Raw genomic sequence first — 21,894 nt, 5'->3', positions numbered from 1 at the left:
GTTCAGCGCAGGAAGGACGGGGAGGTGGGCTTGACCCCGGACGGCGGGTTCGGCACCGGGACGGCGAGGTCGGCCACGCTGATCCGGACCGGGTCGGAAAGCACGTCGAAGGCGTCCCCGTTGGCCACGTACGCGATCGTGTCGGAGCTGTCCGTGCCACTGACCGGGCTGACCGGGTACGCCGTCAGGTAGCTCACGCTCTCCGTGCCGATGTCGGCGAGCCGCTCGGAGACGAACGAGCCGTCGATGGTCATCTCGAAGATGGCCACCCGGCTCTTGTCGACCCGGCCGCCGGCCACCGTCAGCCAGGTCTCGCTGCTCCAGTCGACCGCGCTGACCTGCTTCAACGGCGCCGTGAGGATCTGCTCCGCGGGCAGCATCCGGACGCTGTCGCCGGCGGTGGACAACGCCGCGACGGAGAGCCGGCCCCGCGAGACCAGCGCCACGCGCCGGCCGTCGGGCGCGACCGCCACCGCCGTGATGCCGTCGCCGGCCCCGTCGACCTTGGTCAGCTGAGGGCTGTCCGAGGTGAAGCTGTAGAGCCTGCCGCCGACCGTGACCAGACCGATGGCCGGCGCTGTGGGCTCGGTCGAGGTGATCGCCCAGACCGGCTGGCCCGTCGTGCCCTTGGGCAGGGGGCTGATCTTGGCCAGGGCGACCTTCTCGTCGGCGGCGCCGGCGCCCACCCGCAACTCCTCGCGACCCCCCGCGGTGACCACCAGGGCGGCGAAGCGGCGGCTGCCGGAGCCGGCCAGCGCGGCGGCCCGGACGAAACGGTTGTCCTCCGGGCGCAGCAGCGGCACCGGATCCGAGGCGTACGGCGAGCCGGACATCCGGCGCACCTGGCCGTTGTAGACCAGGAACCGCTCCGGCGTGGTCTCCAGCGCGTAGGCCGCGTTGCTCGTGTAGTAGTCGGTGCCGGTGTACTCGACGCTGTTCTGGTTGCCGACCTTGAGCTCGAGGGTGTCCCACTGGCCGGACCGCCGCAGCGACCACATGAGCTGGCGCCGCAGCCGGTCCAGCTTGGTCTGGTCGTCGGGCGGGCGCACCGCCTGACCACTGAGGTTGATCTGCAGCTTCCCGCCGCTGGGGGCGGGCACGTTGCCGTCCAGGGCGGTGCCTTCGGGCAGGATCTCCACCGCGTTGCCGAGCCAGGGTGACGGTCCGGCGATCAGCCACTTGATGATCTCGTTGGGCTGCTGCTCCGACGGCAGGTCACGGGGCATGTACCGCTCGTCGGGGACCAGGCCGGTGTACTCGTGGTTCCAGAAGTAGAGCTTGCGCCGCTCGTAGAACCGGTCCAGGGCGTCGTCGGAGATCAGCAGCACGGGGGGCGCCTTGGTGACGAACAGCCCGGTCTGGCCGGACGTGCTCGACACGGTGAAGGTGTACTCCTGCGCGTAGCCATCCGCGGCCGGGTCGAGAATGCCGTTGTGGTTGAGCACGCCGACCGTCTGGGCGCGCAGCAGCACGTCGATGCTGCCCGGGTTGACCAGCGGGGTGTCGACGAGGTGGACGACCCGGACCTCGGCCGCCGGCTCGAACGACGAGGCGGCTGTCGGTGAGAGGAACTGCTTGACCCGTTCCATCGCGGTGTTCGGGTCGCCGGCCGCCGCCTCCAGGTAGTAGCGCACGAAGGTGGCGGGATCCGAGCCGGCGAGACGGTCGTGCCGGGTGGGGGTGACGTCCTCACCGGTCGAGACGCCGGTCGACGGTCCCGGCCCGACCCGCTGGACCTCGGTGCTGTCCGGGATGCCGCAGCCGCCGGCCAGCAGCGCGGCCACCAGCGGGACAGCGAGGAGCGTGCGCAGCCGCCGGGTCACCGGACCACCTCGGCGGCCTCGTCGGTGATCCCGTCGGCGGCGCCGGTGGGCGCCGCCGCGATGGCGAGCGGCACCGCGTCCACCGCGCGGTCCCGCGGGATCAGCGGCAGCGGCGCGGCGACCAGGCGATCCCCGGACCGCACCGGCACGGTGAGCCGGAACTGCGCGCCGCCGCCGGGCTCGCCCCAGGCCTCCAGCCAGCCGCCGTGCAGCCGCGCGTCCTCGACGGAGATGGACAGGCCCAGCCCGGTGCCGCCGGTCTGCCGGGCCCGGGACGGGTCGGCCCGCCAGAACCTGTTGAACACCAGGCGCTCCTCCCCCGGTTTGAGACCGACGCCGTGGTCGCGCACGGTGACCGCCACGGCCGCCTCGTCGGTGGCCAGAGTGACCTCCACCGGCCGGCCCTCGCCGTGCTCGACGGCGTTGCCGACCAGGTTGCGCAGCACCCGCTCGATGCGGCGCGGGTCGACCTCGGCGATGACCGGGGTGTCGGGCAGGCGCAGCTCGATGCTGACGCCGACCCGCTCGGCCAGCCCGGCGAGGCGCTCCGCGACCCGCTCGACGATCGGCACCAGGTCGGTGTGCTCGGCGTCGAGGGCGGCGAAGCCCGCGTCGAACCGGCTGATCTCCAGCAGGTCGGTGAGCAGGCTCTCGAACCGGTCCAGCTCCGCCTGCAGCAGCTCGGCGCTGCGGGCCACCGCCGGGTCGAAGTCCTCGCGCTCGGAGAAGATCAGATCGGCCGCCATCCGGACGGTGGTGAGCGGGGTGCGCAGCTCGTGCGACACGTCGGAGGTGAAACGCCGCTGCAACCGGGACATCTCCTCCAGCCGGACGATCTGACGCTGCAGGTTGGCCGCCATCTGGTTGAACGAGGCGGCCAGCAGGGCCAGGTCGTCCTCGCCGTCGACCTTCATGCGCTGGTCGAGCAGGCCGGCCGAGAGCCGCTGGGCGGTGCGGGCGGCGACCCGTACCGGCGTGACGACCATCCGGGTGACCAGCCAGGCGACGATCCCCAGCAGGATGACCAGGGCCAGCCCGGTGACCAGCACCGTGGTGCGGATCTGGTTGGCCGCCCGGTCCTCGGTGGTCAGCGGCACGAGGTAGTAGAGCTCGACGTGACCGAAGCTGGTGGGCACCGGGGAGCCGTACACCAGGTATTTGGTCCGCGCCCCGGCCACCTCGAGGGTGCGGATCTGCTGGGCCACCTGCTCGGACCCGGCCACCAGGCGCACCATGTCGCGGGTGATCAGCGGCTCGGTCTCGACCGTGATCGAGGAGTCCGGCTTGATGTCGGGGATGGTGTCGGCCCGCAACGAGACGATCGCGCCGCCGCTCTCGGTGGAGTCGCCGTCGGCGAGCCGGTCGACCGTGGCGCTGATGGTCGCCGGCAGCTCCTGGTCTCGCACCTGACGGTGGACGGAGAGCTGCTGGTAGGCGTATTCCACCTTGCCCTGCATCTGCGCCTTGACCTCGTCCACGGCCCGGTCCAGCAGGATCTGGGTGCTGCGGTCGGCGATGAACCAGCCGAAGCCGCCGACCAGCAGGCTGGAGGTCACCAGGGTCAGGGTCACCACGCGCAGGTGCAGCGAGCGGCGCCAGGCGCGGCGGGCGGGTGCGGAAAGCCGGAGGCCGTGGCGCACGCCGATGCGCCATTGCCGCCGCACCACCCTCAGGGTGCGGCGGATGGGCATCGGTAGCCAGGCGGGAGCATGCATCGGGGGCAAGGTTAGCCCCTGGGAGCTCCTAACCGGTGCCCGCCTTGTACCCGACACCTCGCACCGTAAGGATGATCTCCGGCCGCTCCGGGTCCGGCTCGATCTTGGCGCGCAGCCGCTGGACGTGCACGTTGACCAGCCGGGTGTCGGCCGCGTGCCGGTAACCCCAGACCTGCTCCAGCAGCACCTCGCGGGTGAAGACCTGACGCGGCTTGCGGGCGAGGGCGACCAGCAGGTCGAACTCGAGCGGCGTCAGCTTCACCTCCTCGCCGTCGCGGGAGACGGTGTGCGCGGGCACGTCGATGGTGATCTGGTTGCCGGGCGGTCCGATGGTGAGCATCTCGGGCGCGGCGTCCTCGCCCCGGCGCAACCGGGCGCGCATCCGCGCGACCAGCTCCTTGGGCTTGAACGGCTTGACGACGTAGTCGTCGGCGCCGGACTCGAGGCCGAGCACCACGTCGACCGTGTCGCTCTTGGCGGTCAGCATGACGATCGGGATGCCGGACTCGGTGCGGATCGCCCGCGCCACGTCGATGCCGCTCATGCCGGGCAGCATCAGGTCGAGCAGGACGATGTCGGGCCGGCTCTCCCGGAACGCCGCCAGTGCGCGCTCACCGTCGGCGACGAAGGAGGGCAGGAAACCTTCGCTGCGCAGGACGATGCCGAGCATCTCGGCCAGCGCTGGGTCGTCATCGACGACGAGTACCCGGGCTCTCATGCGATCCAATATTGCACTGTCCCCTTCAGGCCCGTGTGACCGCCCGGCGATCATGCGCCGGCGGTGCTGCTGATCATGGCCCGCCGGCGCCCGAAAATCCAGGCTATGAGAAGAGCGCGCGGCCCCAGAAGTCCGCCGGTCCGGTCACGCCGGGCGGGCAGGCGAACAGCGCCTGGGAGACCGGTTTGAGGTACTCGTTCATCTCGTCGGTCCGCGACAGGTTGCGCTGGATCGGCACGAACTGCTTGCGGGGGTCACGCTGGTACGCGATGAAGAAAAGTCCCGCGTCGAGCCGGCCCAGGCCGTCCGAGCCGTCCACGAAGTTGTAGCCGCGGCGCAGCAGCCGGGCCCCGCCGTTCGACTTCGGGTGGGCCAGCCGGACGTGTGAGTTCACGGCCAGCACCGGCTCACCGTCGGCACCGCGCGCGTCGAGATCGGGCTCCTCGAACTCGCCGGTCTTGCCCAGCGGCGCGCCGGAACCCTTGCGCCGGCCGACGATCATCTCCTGCTCGGCCAGCGAGGAGCGGTCCCAGGTCTCGACGATCATCCGGATCTTGCGGCTCACCAGGTACGACCCGCCGGTCATCCAGTCGGGACCGTCGCCCGGCTGCACCCACAGGTGGTCGCGCAGCAGCTCGGTCTCCTCGAGCTTGAGGTTGGCGGTGCCGTCCTTGAAACCGAACAGGTTGCGCGGGGTCGCCTGCGTCGTGGACGTCGACGACGTACGCCCGAAGCCGAGCTGCGACCAGCGCACGCTGACCACGCCCATGCCGATCCGGGCCAGGTTGCGGATCGCGTGCACGGCCACCTGCGGGTCGTTGGCGCACGCCTGCACGCACAGGTCGCCGCCGGAGATGCTGTCGTCCAGCCGGTCGCCCGGGAAGTGCGGCAGGTCGGCCAGCGCCTCCGGGCGCTTCGCGGCGATGCCGAAGCGGTCCTTGCCGGTGGCGTCGCGGAACAGCGTGGGGCCGAAGCCGACCGTGATGGTCAGCGCCGAGGGCGGCAGTCCGAGCGCCTCGCCGGTGTCGTCCGGCGGCGCCTCAGGGATGCCGCCGACCGCGCCGATCTCGCCGGCGTCGCGCCCGGCGGTCATCCGGGCCGCCGCGGCGGTCCATTCCTTGAGCATGCTGATCAGGCGGTCGCGGTCCTTGGTGATGACGTCGAACGCGACGAAGTGCAGCCGGTCCTGGGCGGGGGTGACGATGCCGGCCTGGTGCTCGCCGGTGAACGCGACCGCGCCCTCGACGGGGTGCGGCCCTTCCGCGGATGCGCCCTTGACCAGGGCGCCACCGACGGCGGTGGCACCGGCCACCCCGGCCACGCCGACGCCGGCGAGCGCGATGGCCCGCCGGCGCGAAACGATGCTGTCCGACATCGAGGGGTCCCCCTACTTCTTCGAGACGACCGCGGCGACCTTGCTGATGGGCTCGGCGAGCGCGTTGATCGCGTCGGAGAGACCCTTCAGGTCGGCCTCGCTGAGGGTGTTGTGCAGCTTCCAGCCGTCGCCGTCGCGGTACTTCGCCAGCGTGGTGTCCACGTTGGCGAACTCGGTGTCGAGCGTCTTGACCAGCGCGGGGTCACGCTCCTCGAGGACCGGGCGCAGCGACGCGATGGCGGCCTTGGAACCCTCGACGTTGGCGTTGAAATCCCACAGGTCGGTGTGCGAGTAGCGGTCCTCCTCGCCGGTGATCTTGCCGGTGGCGACCTCGTCCAGCAGGCCCTTGGCGCCGTTGGCCAGCTGCAGCGGGGAGAGCTTCTCGGCGTTGGCCTTGGCCACGATCTCCTTGACGTCGACGAGCAGCCGGTCGGCGATCGGGCCGTCCTTGGAGACGTCCGGCTTGGCCGCCCACAGGTCCTTCTCGAGGCGGTGGAAGCCGGTGAACTCCATGCCCTCCTCGATGACCTCCTCGCGGCCGTCGATCTTCGGGTCGAGGTCACCGAAGATCTCCGCGACCGGCTCGATGCGCTCCCAGTACGTCCGGGTCACCGGGAACAGCGCCTTGGCCTTGTCGACCTCGCCGGCCTTGACCGCGGCCACGAACTCCTCGGTCTTGGGCAGCAGCGCGGCGGTCTGGCTCTTGATGTAGCGCGAGTAGCTGGCGGTGGCGTCGGCGAGCTTGGCGTCGTCGGTCAGCGGGGCCGAGGAGCCGGCGACGGTCAGCGCGGCGCGGATGCCCTTGCCGCTCATGCCGGGCTTGCAGGCGGTCTCGTACGAGCCGGCCGGCAGCTCCACGTGCAGCTCGCGGGTGAGGCCGGGAGCGATGTTCTCCACCTCGCCCATGACCCGGTCGCCGGGGGCGTACACGTAGAACTCGGTGACCTTGTTGCCGCCGTTGGTGATGGTGAAGACGCTGGTGCCGGCGTCGGCCTGGTTCCGGGCGACCTCGCAGGCCGTGTCGGAGGCCTTGACGGTGATCGGCCCGCCCGTGGCACCGGCGGCGGTGTCGTCGGCCTTGTCGCCGCCGCACGCGGCCAGGGCGCCGCCGAGGACGCCGACCGCGGCGAGCGCGAGGATTCGGGTGGTACGCATGGACGGGGCTCCTACTGCTGCGGCGCGGGCGCCGGGGTGGGTTCTGGGGTGACGACCGGCGCCTTCTTGCGCGCCGGCCGGAGGAAGAGCACGAGCACCGGGATGCCGTACGCGGCCCAGGCGATCGTCTCGAGCACCGACGCGGTCGGGGTGATGTTGAACATGCCGGTCAGCAGGGCGGTGTACCAGGCCGAGGGGTCGAGCACGCCGCTGATGTCGTACGCCAGGTTGTTGAGGCCGGGCAGGGCGTTGGCCTCCTGGAAGTCGTGCACGCCGTATTTGAGGATGCCGGCGGCGACCAGGATGAGCAGGGCGCCCGTCCAGGTGAAGAAGACCGAGAGGTTGATCCGCACCGCGGTCGCGTACATCAGGTAGCCGATGACGACCGCGGACGCGATGCCGACCAGCAGCGCGTAGAGCGGGCGGCTGTTGTCGGCGGCGCCCTGCACGGCGGAGTAGAAGATCAGCGAGGTCTCGAGGCCCTCGCGGACGACGGCCAGGAAGGCCATCACGGCCACCGCGATCGAGCCGACCTCCAGCGCGTCATGGAGCTTGCCGCGCAGCTCACCGGCGATCGAGCGGGCGGCCTTGCGCATCCAGAAGATCATCCAGGTCACGAAGACCACGGCCAGGATCGAGGTGATCGCCTCGAACAGCTCGCGGTGCTCGTACTTCTGCAGCAGGGTGGTCGAGGTGTAGCTGAGCAGCCAGCCGAAGAAGACCGACAGCGCCACGGCGAGCCCGACGCCGGACCAGACCTGGACGAGGCGGTCCTTGCGGTCGGACTTCACCAGGAACGCGATGAGGATGCTGACCACCAGGGTGGCTTCCAACCCCTCACGCAGGCCGATGAGGTAGGTGGCGAGCATGGCACTCCGTCGCTAAGGCATCCCTAAGTAAGGCTCGGCATACCTTAGTCACGGGCGAACCACATCCGTCAAGCTGAGCCGCTATCGGGCCGGTCACACGTCAGGGCGGCCCTCCGCCGGAGAACCGCCCTGCTCGGAGATCAGCGGTCGAAGCGGCCCTCGCGGACGCCGCCCAGGAAGTCGGCCCAGTCCCGGGGCCCGAACTCCAGGACCGGCCCGGCGACGTCCTTGGAGTCCCGGACGAACACCGCGGCGGCGGCCGAGGCGATCTCCACACAGTGCCCGGCGGCGGCGCTACGGGTGCTCTTTCGCCAGGTCAAGCCTTGGTTCTGCAATGTCATGCCCTTCCGCGGATGAATACTCGCCTCGGGTAACGCCCATCGGCTACCGCAGGCCATCCCCCGTTCGAGCGATCAGATCCCGAGTCTCGTCCACTGTCAGCGCCCGCCGCCGGAGATCGGCGAAAGCCTCCCGGTAGACCCGCACGTGCGCGTCTTTGGTGCGCAACTGGCCGCCGACCAGGTCCTCGCTGTGCACGACCGGCGCCCGCTCGGAGTCGCCGAATTCGAAGATGACGAACGCCTCGCCCAGCGCGGCGTGCGCGCCCGCGGCGAACGGGAGCACGTGCAGCTCGACGCCGGGCCGCTGGCTGGCGTCGTAGAGCCGCTGCACCTGGCGGCGCAGCACGTCACGACCGCCGACCTCGCGGTGCAGGGCCGACTCGTCGAGGACCACGCAGAGCCGTGGCGGCGGGTCGCGGGTGAGCACGCTCTGCCGGGCCATGCGCAGGGCGGTCCGCTGCTGCACCGTCTCCGGGTCGTCCAGGTCGGCGCCCACCTCGATGACCGCGTGCGCGTACTCGTCGGTCTGCAGCAGCCCGGGCACCACCTGCGCCTCCCACTCGCAGATGACGACGGCCTCGGCCTCGAACGCCACGTACTCGTCGTAGGGCTCGGCGACCGATGAGCGGTAGGGCGCCCACCAGACCCGGGCCCGTCCGCGCCGGGCCAGGTCACGCAGGCGGGACTGCTCCCCCGGCGTACCCGCGTAGAGCCGGAGCAGCCGGTCGAGGTCCGCCTCGCTGATCCCGGTCCGGGCCGTCTCGATCCGGCTCAGCTTGGACTCGGACCAGCCGAGCAGAGCCACGACCTCGGCACCCCGGCGCTCACCGCGCAGCCGGCGCAGCTCGGCGCCGAGCTCCCGGCGTGCGGCCATCGATGTCGGCCTCGCCACGGGACCACCGTACCGGTGACTGACTGCAACTTGCACGACACTATATGCACTTGCAGTGGAGCCCGGACCGTGTCGTAATGGGAGGGGAAGGCAGACTTTGGTGCGGGTCGCCGGGCGGGAGGCAGCGCACCAGGCCGCGGGTTGCTGCGGCCACCTGCGGGCCGCCTGCGGGGGTGGCCGGCAGACAGGGAAGCGGACCGGTGGCGGCAACCGCCGGTTCGCTTTTCCACGAACCGGCGGTTCCCACAGTCAGTAGCGGTAGTGGTCGGGCTTGTACGGGCCCTCGACCGCGATCCCCAGGTACGAGGCCTGCTCCTTGGTCAGCTCGGTGAGCTTGACCCCGAGCGCGCCCAGGTGCAGCCGGGCGACCTTCTCGTCCAGGTGCTTGGGCAGCACGTAGACGCCGACCGGGTATCCGTCGGTCTTGGTGAACAGCTCGATCTGGGCGATCGTCTGGTTCGAGAAGCTGTTGCTCATCACGAACGACGGGTGCCCGGTCGCATTGCCCAGGTTCAGCAGGCGGCCCTCGGAGAGCACGATCACCGAGTGCCCGTCGGCGAACTTCCACTCGTCGACCTGCGGCTTGATATTGATCCGCCGCACGTCGGCGCGCCGGGCCAGGCCGGCCATGTCGATCTCGTTGTCGAAGTGCCCGATGTTGCCGACGATGGCCTGGTGCTTCATCCGGGCCATGTGCTCCGCCGTGATGACGTTGAAGCAGCCGGTCGCGGTGACGAAGATGTCGGTCGTCTCGACCACGTCGTCCATGGTGGCGACCTGGTAGCCGTCCATCGCGGCCTGCAGCGCGCAGATCGGGTCGACCTCGGTGACGATGACCCGGGCCCCCTGGCCGCGTAGCGACTCGGCGCAGCCCTTGCCGACGTCGCCGTAGCCGAAGACCACCGCCACCTTGCCGCCGATCAGCACGTCGGTGGCCCGGTTGATGCCGTCGATCAGCGAGTGCCGGCAGCCGTACTTGTTGTCGAACTTGCTCTTGGTGACCGAGTCGTTGACGTTGATCGCCGGGAACAGCAGCGTGCCCTGCTGCTGCATCTCGTACAGGCGGTGCACGCCGGTGGTGGTCTCCTCGGTGACGCCCTTGATGCCGGCGGCGATCCGGGTCCAGCGCCGGTCGTCCTCGCGCAGCGAACGGGCGAGCACGCCGAGGATCACCGCGTACTCCTCCGAGTCGGCGGTGTCCGCGGCCGGGACCGACCCGAGCTTCTCGAACTCGGCGCCCTTGTGCACCAGCAGGGTGGCGTCACCGCCGTCGTCGAGGATCATGTTGGGACCCTCGCCATCCGGCCAGCGCAGCACCTGCTCGGTGCACCACCAGTACTCCTCCAGCGTCTCGCCCTTCCAGGCGTAGACGGGCACCCCGGCCGGGGCCTCGGGGGTGCCGTCCGGGCCGACGACGATCGCGGCGGCGGCGTGGTCCTGGGTGGAGAAGATGTTGCAGGAGGCCCAGCGGACCTGGGCACCCAGCGCGGTCAGCGTCTCGATGAGGACCGCGGTCTGGATCGTCATGTGCAGCGAACCGGTCACCCGCGCGCCCCGCAGCGGCTGACCCGGGCCGTACTCCTTGCGCAGCGACATCAGGCCGGGCATCTCGTGCTCGGCCAGCTCGATCTCCTTCCGACCGAAGGCGGCGAGGGAGAGGTCCGCGACCTTGTAGTCGCCCTCGGCGACGGTCTTCGGGCGCTGCGCACCGGCGGCGGGGAGTGTGCTGGTCATCCATGCTCCTCCAGAGACGGGGGTCAAGGCAGCCGTCAACATTACGCCGACGGCCCGGCTTCACCTGGAGAACGAGCAAGGGCCAGTTCTTTTCCGGTACGCGCACAAACTCGACACCCGCAGCACCGGCTGGACCGGCACCCCGGCCCGGCCGGCGTGGCGTCGCGCCCTGTCACCCAGCCGCCGGGAGGATCTTCCGGACAGCGAACGGGGCGACGGATCCGAAGATCCGCCGCCCCGTTCATCCCCCCGGTTTGGTACCGCGCGCGTCCGTGGGACCCCCCGATCACCAATGACGCTGCGTGTTTATAGATTCACACTCCGCACACGCCATGTCAAGCAAATCGGCAAATTTCGGGTCGAATCCTTAAGTCGTGGCGTCCGCAGCGGGTGACGGCGCGTCATCGAGGCGGTCCTGAAGCAGCTGCCCCGGTCAGGCGGCCGCGTTGTCCCGGGCGACCTCGAACAGACTGACCCGCTGGAATCCCTGACCTTCGTAGTAGCGGATCAGCGCCTAGTCGTCGCCGGCGTAGCAGTCCACCCGCAGCAGGACTGCCCCACGCGCCCGGCCCAGCTGCCGGGCGTGGTCCAGCAGCCGTCCGCCGACGTTGTGTCCCGGGTGGTCGCGATCGGTGACCAGGAGGTTCACGTACAGCTCGGGCTCCGGAGCCGGCGGGACGTAGGCGGGCGTATTGCCCACCGTCAGCGCACCCACCGGCTGCCCGCCGAGGTACGCCAGGAACAGGTTGCCGGCCCGGGCCGCGTCGCTGGTCGAGGCGTGCAGCTGGGGCCGGGCGGACAGCGGTTCCGTGCCCCACTGACCGGGCCGGCCCCGCGCCACCAGCCAGCGGACCGCCTTGTCGAGCAACCCCAGCACGATCGGCACGTCCTCGACGGTGCCCGGGCGGATGTCGATGTTCTCAGCACTACCCATGCGAGAAATCCTCGCAGAGCCCTCCGCCCGGTCGCCGCGAGCGCGTACGGGTCAGGAAGCGACGGCCGCCACGAAGACCTCGCCGACGCCGGCCACCGTGGCCGGACCCGTCTCGGCCGGGACGTAGGCCGCCGTACCGGGCGTCACCTCGACCGGCGTGCCGTCGACCGCCTCGGCCACGAACACGTCGCCACGGACGCCCAGGACGATGCGCGGCCCCTCCCCCGGCAGCGGCAGCGGCGGGCCGGCCGGCGCGAGCTCCAGCCGGTAGAGCACGAACTCGCGCACCGGCACCGGCCACGTCTGCACGCCCGGCGCGATCTGCGTCGCCGGCAGGATCGGCTCGGCCAGGACCTCGAAGCGCAGCACGCGCAGCAACTCGTCGACGTCCACCCGCTTCGGGGTCAGCCCGCCGCGCAGGACGTTGTCGCTGGCCGCCATGATCTCGACACCCGTGCCGCTCAGGTAGGCGTGCAGGTTGCCGGCCGGCATGTAGATCGCCTCCCCCGGCGCCAGGCGGACCTGGTTGAGCAGCAGGGCGACCAGCACACCCGGGTCGTCCGGGTAGCGGCCGGCCAGGTCGCGAGCGAGGGCGTAGCTCTGGGCGTACTCGCCGTCGGCGCGGGCCGCCGTGAGCACGTCCCCGATCAGAGCCGCGCGGTCGTCCGCCGGCCAGGTCAGCAGCTCCTGGACGGCGTCGCGCAGCCCGGCCGGACCAGCCCGCAGGGCCGCGACCACGGGGGCCAGGCGCGGGATGCGCAGACCCTCCAGGACCGCCGCGGACACGTCCGGGGCCCGGAAGCCGCAGAGCGCGTCGAACGGCGTGAGCGCGACCAGCATCTCCGGCTTGTGGTGCGCGTCCGTGTAGTTGCGCGGCGCCTGCGGGTCGGCCTCCTGGGCCGCGTACGCCTGCTTCGCGTATTCGGCATCGGGGTGGGCCTGCAGCGACAGCGGCGCCTCGGCGGCCAGCACCTTCATCAGGTACGGCAGCCGGGCCCCGAACTCGTCGGCGACCTCGGCGCCCAGCTGACCCTTCGGGTCGTCACCGATCAGCGCAGCCAGGCTGACCGGGCCGTCCGGCCCGGTCACCGTGGACGGGTCACCCGGATGGGCGCCCAGCCACAGCTCCGCCTCGGGAGCGTCGGTGGGCGCCGGCCGGCCCTGCAGCTCGGCCAGCGCGCTCCGCGAGCCCCAGGCGTACGGCCGGATGACACCCCGCAGGGGGAGAACAGCAGCCACAGCCGCCCCGTTTCGTGAAGAGTTACGCCGTCGCGGGCAGGGTGCCGGCCTCGGCCGCCGAGGTCGCCCCGGCCTGCGGGTGGTAGATGTCGGGCTCCAGGTAGATGACGCGGGCGATGGGCAGCGCCTCGCGGATCCGCGACTCGGTCTCGTTGATGTGCCGGGCCACGTCCGCGGCGAGCTCCGACGGCTGCACCGCGATCTTCGCGGCCACCAGCAGCTCCTCGGGGCCCAGGTGCAGCGTCTTCATGTGGATGATCCGCTCGACGCCGGGTCCGGCCATGATCGCCTGCTGGATCTTGGCGACGTCCTCCGGGTTGGCGCCCTCGCCGAGCAGCAGGCTCTTGGTCTCCAGGGCCAGGATGGCGGCGATGGTCACCAGCAGCAGGCCGATCGCCGCCGTGCCGATGCCGTCCCAGACGCCGTTGCCGGTGATCAGGGTCAGCACCACGCCGAACAGCGCGAACACCAGGCCGAGCAGCGCGCCCGCGTCCTCCAGCAGCACCACCGGCAGCTCCGGAGCCTTGGCCCGGCGCACGAAGTTGACCCAGGAGGTCTTGCCGCGGGTGTGGTTGGACTCCTTGATGGCCGTCCGGAACGAGTAGCTCTCCAGGCCGATCGCCACGATCAGGACGGTCACCGGCACCCACTGCCACTCGTGGATGCCCTCCTTCTCCTGGATCTTGTGGTACGCCTCGTACAGCGCGAACAGGCCGCCGACGCTGAACAGCACGATGGAGACGATGAACGCGTAGATGTAGCGCTCCCGGCCGTACCCGAAGGGGTGTTCCGGGGTGGCCTTGCGCTGCGCGCGCTTGCCGCCGAGCAGCAGCAGCGCCTGGTTGCCGGAGTCGGCGACCGAGTGGATGGACTCGGCCAGCATCGACGACGAACTGGTCAGCAGCCAGGCCACGAACTTGGTGGCCGCGATGCCCAGGTTCGCCGCGAGGGCGGCGATGATCGCCTTGGTGCCGCCGCCCGCGCTCACTGGAGTCCCTCCGGCATCGGGTTGCTCAGCTCCTTCATCTCGTTGATGGCCGGCACGGCCATCGGGTCCAGGCCGTGGGCCAGCGCCAGGTAGATCGAGGCGAAGTCGGGGACCGCGACCAGCGACGCGAGCCGCTCCAGGGCCGAGCCGCCCTCGGCGGTGACCACGTCGCAGCGCACGCCGCGGCGCTCCGCGAGGGTCTGCACCGCGTCCGCGCGGCGCTCCTCGACGGCCACCGGCTCGTCGGCCTCCTCCTCGGGATTGAGACCGCCGTCGCGCAGCACCACCAGCCGCAGCCGGGTGCTGAGCTCCTCGAGCTCGTCCGGGTCGGCGAAGATGTCGCGCGACGACTCGGCCAGGCCGCCGAACGGCCCGTCGAGCAGGCCGACCCGGCCGCGGCCGGCCTCGCCCAGCGCACCGGCCATCACCGGATAGCGGGCGTTGGCGGCCAGGGTGTCGGCGAAGCGCCGGGCGGCGACCGTGGCCAGCGGGGACGAGCCCCACACGATCGGGATCGAGCCGGCCAGGCCCAGCGCCAGCGACTTCGCCGGGTTGACGAAGGACTCGGCCCCGGCCCGGCAGCGCTCGGCGTCGGCGTCCAGCCGGGCGGCGGTCTCGGCCAGGTCGGCCTCGTTGACCTTGACCAGGCCCAGGCTGCGGGCGGCCAGCAGCACCGGCACGGCCAGGCCCCAGAGGCTGGCCCGGGCCGGGGCGCGCCGCGGCACCGGGATGAACGGGGCCCGGGCGCGCTCGGCCATGGCCTGGAGCTCGGAGTCGGGGTTGCCGATGGCCACCAGGCGCGCGCCGCGGCGGGCGGCGGCGTCCGCGGCGGCCAGCGCCTCGGGGCTGCGACCGCTGGCCGAGACCGCGATGACCACGTCGGCCGCGCCGACCCAGCCGGGGACCCCGGCGCTGCGGTGCCCGATGACCGGGACCGGGCAGCGCGGGCCCGCGACGGTGGCCAGGATGTCACCGGTCAGGCCGGCGGTGCCGATGCCGGCGACGACGACGGCGCGGGGCCGGCCCTCGTCGGCGAGCACGCTCAGGTTGGCCTCGGCGGCCAGCGCGGCCGACTCCCGGACCTGGGCGCCGGCGGACGCGGTGGCCCGCAGCATGCCGCCCGGGTCGTTCTCGAGCATCGCCTTCTCGTCGGAGAGCAGCGCCTCGTCGGCCACCCGGCGCCCGGTCAGGCCGGCCGCTCCCTCGAACGGACCCGCCATCAGGAGGCCTTCCCTTCGGTGATCGCCTCGTCCAGGAGGAGAACCGGGATGTCGTCACGCACCGGGAAGACGCGTCCGCACTCGGTGCAGGTCAGCGTCTGCGCGCCGGCGTCGTACTCCAGCGGCGCGTGGTGTGTGTCCGGGCAGGCCAGAATCTCCAGCAACTGCGGGTCGAGGGCCACCGAACGGCTCCTTATAACGTGCGCGGGCTTTGCGGATCCAGGTGATCCTAACCGCGAACGATGGCGAGCACCTGGTCGCGCAGGGCCGCCATCCGGTCCGGCTTCGGCGCTTCCACGTTCAGCCGCAGCAGCGGCTCGGTGTTGGAGGCACGCAGGTTGAACCAGGCGCCGTCGCTGAGCCGCAGGGTCATGCCGTCGAGCTCGTCCAGCGTGGCGTCGGCGAACGCGGCGCGGACCTCGGCGATCTTGGCGGGCGCGTCGGCCACCGTGGAGTTGATCTCACCGGAGGCGGCGTAGCGCTCGAACTCGGCCGCGAACTGCGACAGCGGCTGCGGCTGGCCACCGAGCGCGGCGAGCACGTGCATCGCGGCGAGCATGCCGGTGTCGGCGAACCAGAAGTCACGGAAGTAGTAGTGGGCCGAGTGCTCGCCGCCGAAGACCGCGTTGGTGCGGGCCATCTCCGCCTTGATGAAGGAGTGGCCGACCCGGCTGCGGACCGGGACGCCACCGTTCTCGGTGATGATCTCGGGCACCGCGGCCGAGGTGATCACGTTGTGGATGACCGTGCTGCCCGGGAACTTGGCCAGCTCCCGCTTGGCCACCAGCGCGGTGATGGCCGACGGGGAGACCGGGTCGCCGTTCTCGTCCACCACGAAGCAGCGGTCGGCGTCGCCGTCGAAGGCCAGGCCCAGGTCGGCGCCGTGCTCGCGGACGGCGGCCTGCAGATCCACCAGGTTGGCCGGGTCCAGCGGGTTGGCCTCGTGGTTCGGGAACGAGCCGTCCAGCTCGAAGTAGAGCGGCACGATCTCCAGCGGCAGCGCGGCCAGCTCCTGGTCGCCGAGCACGGCCGGCACGGTGTGACCGCCCATGCCGTTGCCGGCGTCGACGACGACCTTCAGCGGCCGGATGCCGGAGAGATCGACCAGCCCGCGCAGGTGCCGGGCGTAGTCGGCGAGCAGGTCGCGGTGCTCGATCGCCGGCGGCACCTCGCCCACCGCGTCGATGTCGTTGAGCAGCTCCTCGGCGCGCTGCCGGACGATGATCAGGCCGCTGTCCTGGCCCACCGGGCGGGCGCCGGCCCGGCACAGCTTGATGCCGTTGTACTTGGCCGGGTTGTGGCTGGCGGTGAACATGGCGCCGGGCAGGCCGAGCACGCCCGAGGCGTAGTACAGCTGGTCGGTCGAGCCGAGACCGGTGTGCACGACGGTGGCGCCGGCCGAGTTGGCCCCGGCGGAGAACGCGGCGACCAGCGCGGGGCCGGTCTCGCGCATGTCGTGGGCCAGCACGATCCGGTCCGCGTCGTCCCCCGACTCGCGGAGCATCTCCACGAACGCCGTGCCCAGGGCCCGGGCCACGGTCTCGTTGAGCTGGTCGGGCACGACGCCACGGACGTCGTACGCCTTGACGAGCTGGGACAGATCAGACAACGGTCACTCCTCGGCACGATGTTCGACCCGCCGACACTATCGGAGCCAGGGTGACCGCCGGGTCGCAACAGCGTGGCGTCACCGTCTCGGGACTGTTACATCCGGCTGCCGCAATCCGTCCCGGCAGGCCCGGTCGGCGGCCCGTGTCGTCTCCGGCAACCGGAAGCGTGGTGTGAGCCCGAGGGTGAGCGCGCAGGCGGTGTCGAGGTCCATCCGGTGCCCGACCGAGACGAAGACCGGCTTCACCGCGTCCCGGGTCCGCAGCACGGCGCCCACGGTCTCGCCGTCGTCGACGAGCTCGGACCGGTCGCCGCGGCGCTCACCGGGCGGCTCCCAGCTGCCCACCAGCGGGGTCTTGCCGACGCCGAACGACGGCAGGCCGGTGAGCACGCCCAGGTGGCAGGCAAGCCCGAAGCGCCGGGGATGCGCCAGTCCGTGGCCGTCGCAGATCAGCACGTCGGGTCGCATGGTGAGCCGGTCCAGGGCCGTCAGCAGCGCGGGGATCTCCCGGAAGGCGAACAGTCCGGGCACGTACGGGAAAGCCGCCCGGCCCTGCACGACGGCCATGTCCACGACGCGGTGGTCAGCGGTGTCCAGCACGACGATCGCCGCCGCGAGCCGCTCGCCGTCCTCGTGGTAGGCCACGTCCAGGCCCGCGACCGTCGCCGGTCGCTGCGGTCCGGGCCCGCCCAGCAGCCGCGACCGGAGGGCATCCTGCACAGCCAGCGCCTCGGCTTCGGTACGCGGCCAGTCGGTCATGGCCGGAGACGCTATAGCAGTGAGGACCCGGCCGGCCGGCAGTTTCCTGCCGCCCGGCCCGGCCTCTTCAAGACGGCAGCGCCGCCAGTTCCTCGGGTGTGAGGATGCGGCTGCGGATCAGGAAACGCACCCCCTCGGGCGCCTCCAGACTGAAGCCGCTGCCCCGGCCCGGCACCACGTCCACGGTGAGGTGGGTGTGCCGCCAGGCCTCGAACTGCGAGGTGCTCATCCAGAAGGACACCGGTTCGGCCACGCCATCGATGTGCAGCTCCTCGAGCAGCACATCGCTTCCACCGGTACGGAACTCGCCCTCCGGGTAACACATCGGGGCGCTGCCGTCGCAGCAGCCGCCGGACTGATGGAACATCAGCGGGCCGTGCTGTCCCCGCAGCGACCGGATCAGGTCGGCCGCCGCGGGTGTCACGTCTACTCGGGCTCCCATGGCCTAGAAGAATCCCATGGCCTTGGGCGAGTAGCTGACCAGCAGGTTCTTGGTCTGCTGGTAGTGGTCCAGCATCATCTTGTGGTTCTCGCGGCCGATGCCGGACTGCTTGTAGCCGCCGAACGCCGCGTGCGCCGGGTACAGGTGGTAGCAGTTGGTCCACACCCGGCCGGCCTTGATCGCCCGGCCCGCCCGGTACGCGGTGTTCGAGTCCCGGGTCCACACTCCGGCGCCGAGGCCGTACAGGGTGTCGTTGGCGGTCTTGATCGCGTCGGCGTAGTCGGAGAACGAGGTCACCGACACCACCGGGCCGAAGATCTCCTCCTGGAAGATCCGCATCGAGTTGGCGCCCTCGAAGACGGTCGGCTGCACGTAGTAGCCGCCGGCCAGGTCCCCGCCGAGGTCGGCCCGGGCCCCACCGATGAGCACCTTGGCGCCCTCCTGCCGGCCGATGTCGAAGTACGACAGGATCTTCTCCAGCTGGTCGTTGGAGGCCTGCGCGCCGACCTGGGTGTCGGTGTCCAGCGGGTTGCCCTGCTTCATGTTCTCCACGCGCTTGACGCCCGCGGCGAGGAAGTCGGAGTAGTGGCCCTGCTGGATCAGCGCGCGCGACGGGCAGGTGCAGACCTCACCCTGGTTCAGGGCGAACATCGAGAAGCCCTCGAGCGCCTTGTCCATGAAGTCGTCGTCCTGCGCGCTGACGTCGTCGAAGAAGATGTTCGGGCTCTTGCCGCCGAGCTCCAGGGTCACCGGGATGATGTTCTCGGAGGCGTACTGCATGATCAGCCGGCCGGTGGTGGTCTCGCCGGTGAACGCCACCTTGGCCACCCGGTTCGAGGAGGCCAGCGGCTTGCCGGCCTCGACGCCGAAGCCGTTGACGATGTTCACCACGCCCGGCGGCAGCAGGTCGGCGACCAGCGACATCCAGTAGTGGATGGACGCCGGGGTCTGCTCGGCCGGCTTGAGCACGACGGCGTTGCCGGCGGCCAGCGCGGGCGCCAGCTTCCAGACCGCCATCAGGATCGGGAAGTTCCACGGGATGATCTGGGCGACCACGCCGAGCGGCTCGTGGAAGTGGTAGGCCACGGTGTCGTCGTCGATCTCGCCGAGGGTGCCCTCCTGGGCCCGCAGCGCACCGGCGAAGTAGCGGAAGTGGTCGATGGCCAGCGGGATGTCGGCGGCCATGGTCTCGCGGACCGGCTTGCCGTTCTCCCAGGTCTCGGCGACGGCGAGCTGCTCGAGGTTCGCCTCCATCCGGTCGGCGATCTTGTTGAGGATGTTCGCCCGCTCGGAGACGGACGTGCGGCCCCAGGCGTCGGCCGCGCCGTGCGCCGCATCGAGGGCCCGCTCGACGTCGTCGGCGGTGCCCCGGGCGATCTCACAGAAGTTCTGGCCGTTCACCGGCGAGGGGTTCTCGAAGTACTGACCCTTGACAGGAGGTACGTACTCGCCACCGATCCAGTGGTCGTAGCGGGATTCGTAGCTGACGACCGCACCGTCGGATCCGGGCGGGGAATAGATGGTCATGCGCGTGTCCCTCCGTACCAGTTCGGGTACGGGCGACGTTAGTTACGGCGACGTTGCAAGACCGTTGCGAGCCCGTATTCCGCCGTGAGCGACGCGATCCTCCTGGTGGCCAGCGAGAGGGCCGGCGAGTGGGGTGGCAGGACGGCGGCGTAGGCCTCCCACATCGACAGGTCCTCGGCGCCCCAGGGGCTGGTCACCCAGGACTGGATCAGGGCGGGGTCGGCGCGGCGCAGCACGGCGTCACGCAGGCGGGAGTCGATCAGGCGGCGCAGCCGGGCCACGCCGGGGGCGTCCGAGGAGGGCAGCAGCGGTCCGGCGTAGGCGGCCAGAGCCTCGGCGACCAGGCCGCGTTCCAGCAGGCGGGTCACTGTCAGGAAGTCGGCGTCGACCTCGGCGCGCAGCCGGTAGGGCCTCGAGTCCAGCAGCTCGGGACCGAGGACGCGGCGCAGCCGGGAGAGTTCCGCGCGCACGGTCACCGGGTTGAGGTCGTCGGCGTAGAGATCCACGGCAAGCTGGTCGCCGGTGCGCCCCTCGGGATGGAGCAACAGCAGGACCAGCAGCTCCGAGTGCCGGCGGCCCAGCCGGTGCGGCCGGCCGCCGATCGAGAGGACGGCGTCCTCGCGGCCCAGGGCCGACACCGTCGCGCCGCGCGCGGGCTGACCGGCACCCAGGTACGCCTCGGCGGCCAGCGCGGTCGCCCGGACCAGCGCGAGGCTGTGCGGGTTGGCCAGGTGGTCGCCGCCGGTCACGTCGATCGCGCCGAGCAGCCGTCCGGTCGCCGGGTCGTGGATCGGTGCAGCAGCGCAGGTCCAGCGCTGCACGCCGCGGCTGAAGTGCTCGGTGGCGAAGATCTGCAGCGGGTGGTCGACGGCGAGTGCGGTGCCTGGGGCATTGGTGCCGGCGTGCGCCTCGTCCCAGCGGGCGCCGGGGACGAAGTTCATCGACTCGGCGCCGCGCAGCACCGACGCGGTGCCCTCGACCCAGAGCAGCCGTCCGTGCGCGTCGCAGACCGCCATCAGGTGGTCGCCGTCGTCGGCCAGCCCGCCGAGCAGGTCCCGGAAGATCGGCAGGACCCGGGCCAGCGGGTGCGCGGCCCGGTACGCCTCCAGGTCGCCGTCGCTCAGCTCGATGGGCGCGGTGCTGTCCGGGCTGACCAGCGCGCCGGCCGAGCGCCGCCAGGACGCGGCCACCACGTCGCGCACCTGGGTCACCGGTTGTTCACCGGTCACGAACCGCTCGTGGGCCCGGCCCACCTGGGTGATCCGTTCCGCGGGGTCGGTGCCGAGGGCGAGCGCGAGCCACGGGTTGGACATGCGCACCTCCAGTCCCGTCCATCGTGACCGGCATCACGCCCTACGACAACCACCTGTTCAGCGGGCCCATGATCAGCCTTCGACCCGGGGTGCCGATCGGCCCAGCAGCAGCGTGTCGAGTGCGGCGGGCAGCCCGGTGCCGAGTGACCACTCGCCGGACTCGTCGATCAGGAACACCCGCCGCGCCGGGTCGATGGCCAGCAGGCCCTCGTAGCCGGCGGTGCCGAGCGGGAAGAGCGGCGCACCGACCCGCCGGGCCACCCGGCCCAGCGTGTCGGCGGTGTCGGCGGCCCACCCCGGATCGATGTGGAACGGCGCCGTACGCACCGAGCGGCCGGGCACCTGGACAGTGGATTCCGCGCCGAGATACTGCTCGAGCGCCTCGACCGCAGCCGGGGAGACCGTGTGCTCGTGCTCGACCCCGCGGACGGCCAGCACCTGCTCGATCCGCTCGGCGACGCGCTCCTTGGCCGGGGCCGGGCGGCGGTGCAACCGGCGGCGCGCGAGCCGGCGTTGCCAGGCGGAGTCACCGGCCTTACGACCGGGCCGGTCCGAGGGCCACAGCGGACGGTAACCGAGGACCTCGGTGCAGGTGGCGCACGGTCCGCCGTTGGCATGGCCCTGACGCGGATCGGACGGCTCCCGCACCCGCCACAGCCGTACGTGCGTGGCGACGTCATCGGGATCGCGCACGAGCTGTCCGAACGCCACCAGCTCGGGATGCCACTCGGCGCCGCGGACCCGGGCGCGGGCCGGGACGGCGTCGAGCCGGGCCCGCACGAGCGGATGCAGCTCCGGCGGCTCACCGGTACGCTCGCTGCTCGCATGCACGGTCGCGGACGACTTCAGCGCCACCTCCGCGACCACCCCCGGCGTCTCGACCGCCGCGCCGCCGAAGCCGGGTCGTGGTGGCACGCCCCGCTCGTAGTCGAGCTGCTCGCGGTACTGATCGTCCAGGTAAGCCGGATTGGCGAAGCTCACCACCCGGCCGGTGACCTTGTCGACGAACGTGGCGTAGCTCGCGCGGACGCCGGGCGCCTGCACGGACCAGCCGAGCTCGTCCTCGTGCAGCACCACCTGCCCGGGCTCGCAGCCGGCGCGCTCCGCCCAGCGCAGCACGATGCGTTCGAGCACGTGCGGCGGCAGGTCATGGGCGTCCGCCGGAGTGTCACGGCGCTGCAACGTCACACCGCTGGGCAGCACCAGCTGCATAGTCATCGATCCTCCCGGGCCGAGCGCCG

Annotated in this window: 20 protein-coding genes; all 20 read right to left on the bottom strand. The window is 71.6% G+C overall.

Annotation, left to right across the window (positions count from 1 at the left end; all coding sequences use genetic code 11):
* Positions 1-2: 2 nt before the first annotated feature.
* Complete coding sequence (locus ACQP2Y_RS05860) at positions 3-1,823, bottom strand: LpqB family beta-propeller domain-containing protein (protein ID WP_433725275.1); 1,821 nt, start codon at positions 1,821-1,823, stop codon at positions 3-5.
* Complete coding sequence (gene mtrB, locus ACQP2Y_RS05855) at positions 1,820-3,514, bottom strand: MtrAB system histidine kinase MtrB (protein WP_433731772.1); 1,695 nt, start codon at positions 3,512-3,514, stop codon at positions 1,820-1,822. Before mtrB ends, ACQP2Y_RS05860 begins: the two co-directional genes overlap by 4 nt.
* Positions 3,515-3,566: 52 nt before the next feature.
* A complete protein-coding gene (gene mtrA / locus ACQP2Y_RS05850; RefSeq protein WP_023358973.1) occupies positions 3,567-4,256 on the bottom strand; it encodes an MtrAB system response regulator MtrA in 690 nt (229 codons plus the stop codon).
* 103 nt (positions 4,257-4,359) lie between these two features.
* Positions 4,360-5,631, bottom strand: a complete 1,272-nt coding sequence (gene efeB / locus ACQP2Y_RS05845; RefSeq protein WP_433725272.1) for an iron uptake transporter deferrochelatase/peroxidase subunit — start codon at positions 5,629-5,631, stop codon at positions 4,360-4,362.
* 12 nt (positions 5,632-5,643) lie between these two features.
* Positions 5,644-6,786 carry an iron uptake system protein EfeO gene (efeO, locus tag ACQP2Y_RS05840; RefSeq protein ID WP_433725270.1) on the bottom strand — a complete coding sequence of 381 codons (1,143 nt, stop codon included), beginning with the start codon at positions 6,784-6,786 and terminating at the stop codon, positions 5,644-5,646.
* A gap of 11 nt (positions 6,787-6,797) precedes the next feature.
* Positions 6,798-7,655, bottom strand: coding sequence for an iron uptake transporter permease EfeU (gene efeU, locus ACQP2Y_RS05835; protein ID WP_433725268.1), 858 nt, complete (start codon positions 7,653-7,655; stop codon positions 6,798-6,800).
* A 140-nt stretch (positions 7,656-7,795) separates the two neighbouring features.
* Positions 7,796-7,996, bottom strand: coding sequence for a DUF397 domain-containing protein (locus ACQP2Y_RS05830; RefSeq protein ID WP_433725266.1), 201 nt, complete (start codon positions 7,994-7,996; stop codon positions 7,796-7,798).
* A gap of 43 nt (positions 7,997-8,039) precedes the next feature.
* Entirely contained in the window at positions 8,040-8,888 is an 849-nt protein-coding gene (locus tag ACQP2Y_RS05825; RefSeq protein ID WP_433725264.1) for a helix-turn-helix domain-containing protein, read from the bottom strand.
* A gap of 249 nt (positions 8,889-9,137) precedes the next feature.
* A complete protein-coding gene (gene ahcY, locus ACQP2Y_RS05820; RefSeq protein WP_433725262.1) occupies positions 9,138-10,622 on the bottom strand; it encodes an adenosylhomocysteinase in 1,485 nt (494 codons plus the stop codon).
* Positions 10,623-11,136: 514 nt separating this feature from the next.
* Complete coding sequence (locus ACQP2Y_RS05815) at positions 11,137-11,556, bottom strand: GNAT family N-acetyltransferase (RefSeq protein ID WP_433725260.1); 420 nt, start codon at positions 11,554-11,556, stop codon at positions 11,137-11,139.
* Positions 11,557-11,607: 51 nt separating this feature from the next.
* Positions 11,608-12,795, bottom strand: coding sequence for a mannose-6-phosphate isomerase, class I (gene manA / locus ACQP2Y_RS05810; RefSeq protein WP_433725258.1), 1,188 nt, complete (start codon positions 12,793-12,795; stop codon positions 11,608-11,610).
* A 22-nt stretch (positions 12,796-12,817) separates the two neighbouring features.
* Positions 12,818-13,783 (bottom strand): cation diffusion facilitator family transporter, encoded by a 966-nt coding sequence (locus ACQP2Y_RS05805; RefSeq protein WP_433725256.1) that lies wholly within the window; start codon positions 13,781-13,783, stop codon positions 12,818-12,820.
* On the bottom strand, positions 13,780-15,003 hold the full coding sequence (locus ACQP2Y_RS05800) for an SIS domain-containing protein (protein ID WP_433725254.1): 1,224 nt from the start codon (positions 15,001-15,003) through the stop codon (positions 13,780-13,782). Before ACQP2Y_RS05800 ends, ACQP2Y_RS05805 begins: the two co-directional genes overlap by 4 nt.
* Positions 15,003-15,185: a Trm112 family protein gene (locus tag ACQP2Y_RS05795; protein WP_212986348.1), complete on the bottom strand. Its 183-nt coding sequence runs from the start codon at positions 15,183-15,185 to the stop codon at positions 15,003-15,005. Before ACQP2Y_RS05795 ends, ACQP2Y_RS05800 begins: the two co-directional genes overlap by 1 nt.
* Before the next feature lie 47 nt (positions 15,186-15,232).
* Entirely contained in the window at positions 15,233-16,612 is a 1,380-nt protein-coding gene (locus tag ACQP2Y_RS05790; protein ID WP_433725252.1) for a phosphomannomutase/phosphoglucomutase, read from the bottom strand.
* A 78-nt stretch (positions 16,613-16,690) separates the two neighbouring features.
* Positions 16,691-17,371: a deoxyribonuclease V gene (gene nfi / locus ACQP2Y_RS05785; RefSeq protein WP_433725250.1), complete on the bottom strand. Its 681-nt coding sequence runs from the start codon at positions 17,369-17,371 to the stop codon at positions 16,691-16,693.
* A 67-nt stretch (positions 17,372-17,438) separates the two neighbouring features.
* Positions 17,439-17,813 carry a DUF779 domain-containing protein gene (locus tag ACQP2Y_RS05780; RefSeq protein WP_433725248.1) on the bottom strand — a complete coding sequence of 125 codons (375 nt, stop codon included), beginning with the start codon at positions 17,811-17,813 and terminating at the stop codon, positions 17,439-17,441.
* A gap of 3 nt (positions 17,814-17,816) precedes the next feature.
* Entirely contained in the window at positions 17,817-19,340 is a 1,524-nt protein-coding gene (adh, locus tag ACQP2Y_RS05775) for an aldehyde dehydrogenase (protein ID WP_433725246.1), read from the bottom strand.
* Positions 19,341-19,378: 38 nt separating this feature from the next.
* Positions 19,379-20,653: a GAF domain-containing protein gene (locus tag ACQP2Y_RS05770; protein ID WP_433725244.1), complete on the bottom strand. Its 1,275-nt coding sequence runs from the start codon at positions 20,651-20,653 to the stop codon at positions 19,379-19,381.
* A gap of 72 nt (positions 20,654-20,725) precedes the next feature.
* Positions 20,726-21,871: an SUKH-3 domain-containing protein gene (locus tag ACQP2Y_RS05765; protein ID WP_433725242.1), complete on the bottom strand. Its 1,146-nt coding sequence runs from the start codon at positions 21,869-21,871 to the stop codon at positions 20,726-20,728.
* Between the last annotated feature and the right edge of the window lie 23 nt (positions 21,872-21,894).

The organism is Actinoplanes sp. CA-051413 (assembly GCF_050955795.1).
Lineage (GTDB): Bacteria > Actinomycetota > Actinomycetes > Mycobacteriales > Micromonosporaceae > Actinoplanes.
The sequence above is the reverse complement of the archived record's forward strand: the minus strand, read 5'-3'. Positions and strand labels throughout refer to the sequence as shown.

Coding starts and splice junctions, on each gene's coding strand:
- mtrB (WP_433731772.1), bottom strand. CDS start 3,514: ATGCCCATCCGCCGCACCCTGAGGGTGGTGCGGCGGCAATGGCGCATC.
- mtrA (WP_023358973.1), bottom strand. CDS start 4,256: ATGAGAGCCCGGGTACTCGTCGTCGATGACGACCCAGCGCTGGCCGAG.
- efeB (WP_433725272.1), bottom strand. CDS start 5,631: ATGTCGGACAGCATCGTTTCGCGCCGGCGGGCCATCGCGCTCGCCGGC.
- efeO (WP_433725270.1), bottom strand. CDS start 6,786: ATGCGTACCACCCGAATCCTCGCGCTCGCCGCGGTCGGCGTCCTCGGC.
- efeU (WP_433725268.1), bottom strand. CDS start 7,655: ATGCTCGCCACCTACCTCATCGGCCTGCGTGAGGGGTTGGAAGCCACC.
- ACQP2Y_RS05830 (WP_433725266.1), bottom strand. CDS start 7,996: ATGACATTGCAGAACCAAGGCTTGACCTGGCGAAAGAGCACCCGTAGC.
- ahcY (WP_433725262.1), bottom strand. CDS start 10,622: ATGACCAGCACACTCCCCGCCGCCGGTGCGCAGCGCCCGAAGACCGTC.
- ACQP2Y_RS05815 (WP_433725260.1), bottom strand. CDS start 11,556: ATGGGTAGTGCTGAGAACATCGACATCCGCCCGGGCACCGTCGAGGAC.
- ACQP2Y_RS05800 (WP_433725254.1), bottom strand. CDS start 15,003: ATGGCGGGTCCGTTCGAGGGAGCGGCCGGCCTGACCGGGCGCCGGGTG.
- nfi (WP_433725250.1), bottom strand. CDS start 17,371: ATGACCGACTGGCCGCGTACCGAAGCCGAGGCGCTGGCTGTGCAGGAT.
- ACQP2Y_RS05780 (WP_433725248.1), bottom strand. CDS start 17,813: ATGGGAGCCCGAGTAGACGTGACACCCGCGGCGGCCGACCTGATCCGG.
- adh (WP_433725246.1), bottom strand. CDS start 19,340: ATGACCATCTATTCCCCGCCCGGATCCGACGGTGCGGTCGTCAGCTAC.
- ACQP2Y_RS05770 (WP_433725244.1), bottom strand. CDS start 20,653: ATGTCCAACCCGTGGCTCGCGCTCGCCCTCGGCACCGACCCCGCGGAA.
- ACQP2Y_RS05765 (WP_433725242.1), bottom strand. CDS start 21,871: ATGACTATGCAGCTGGTGCTGCCCAGCGGTGTGACGTTGCAGCGCCGT.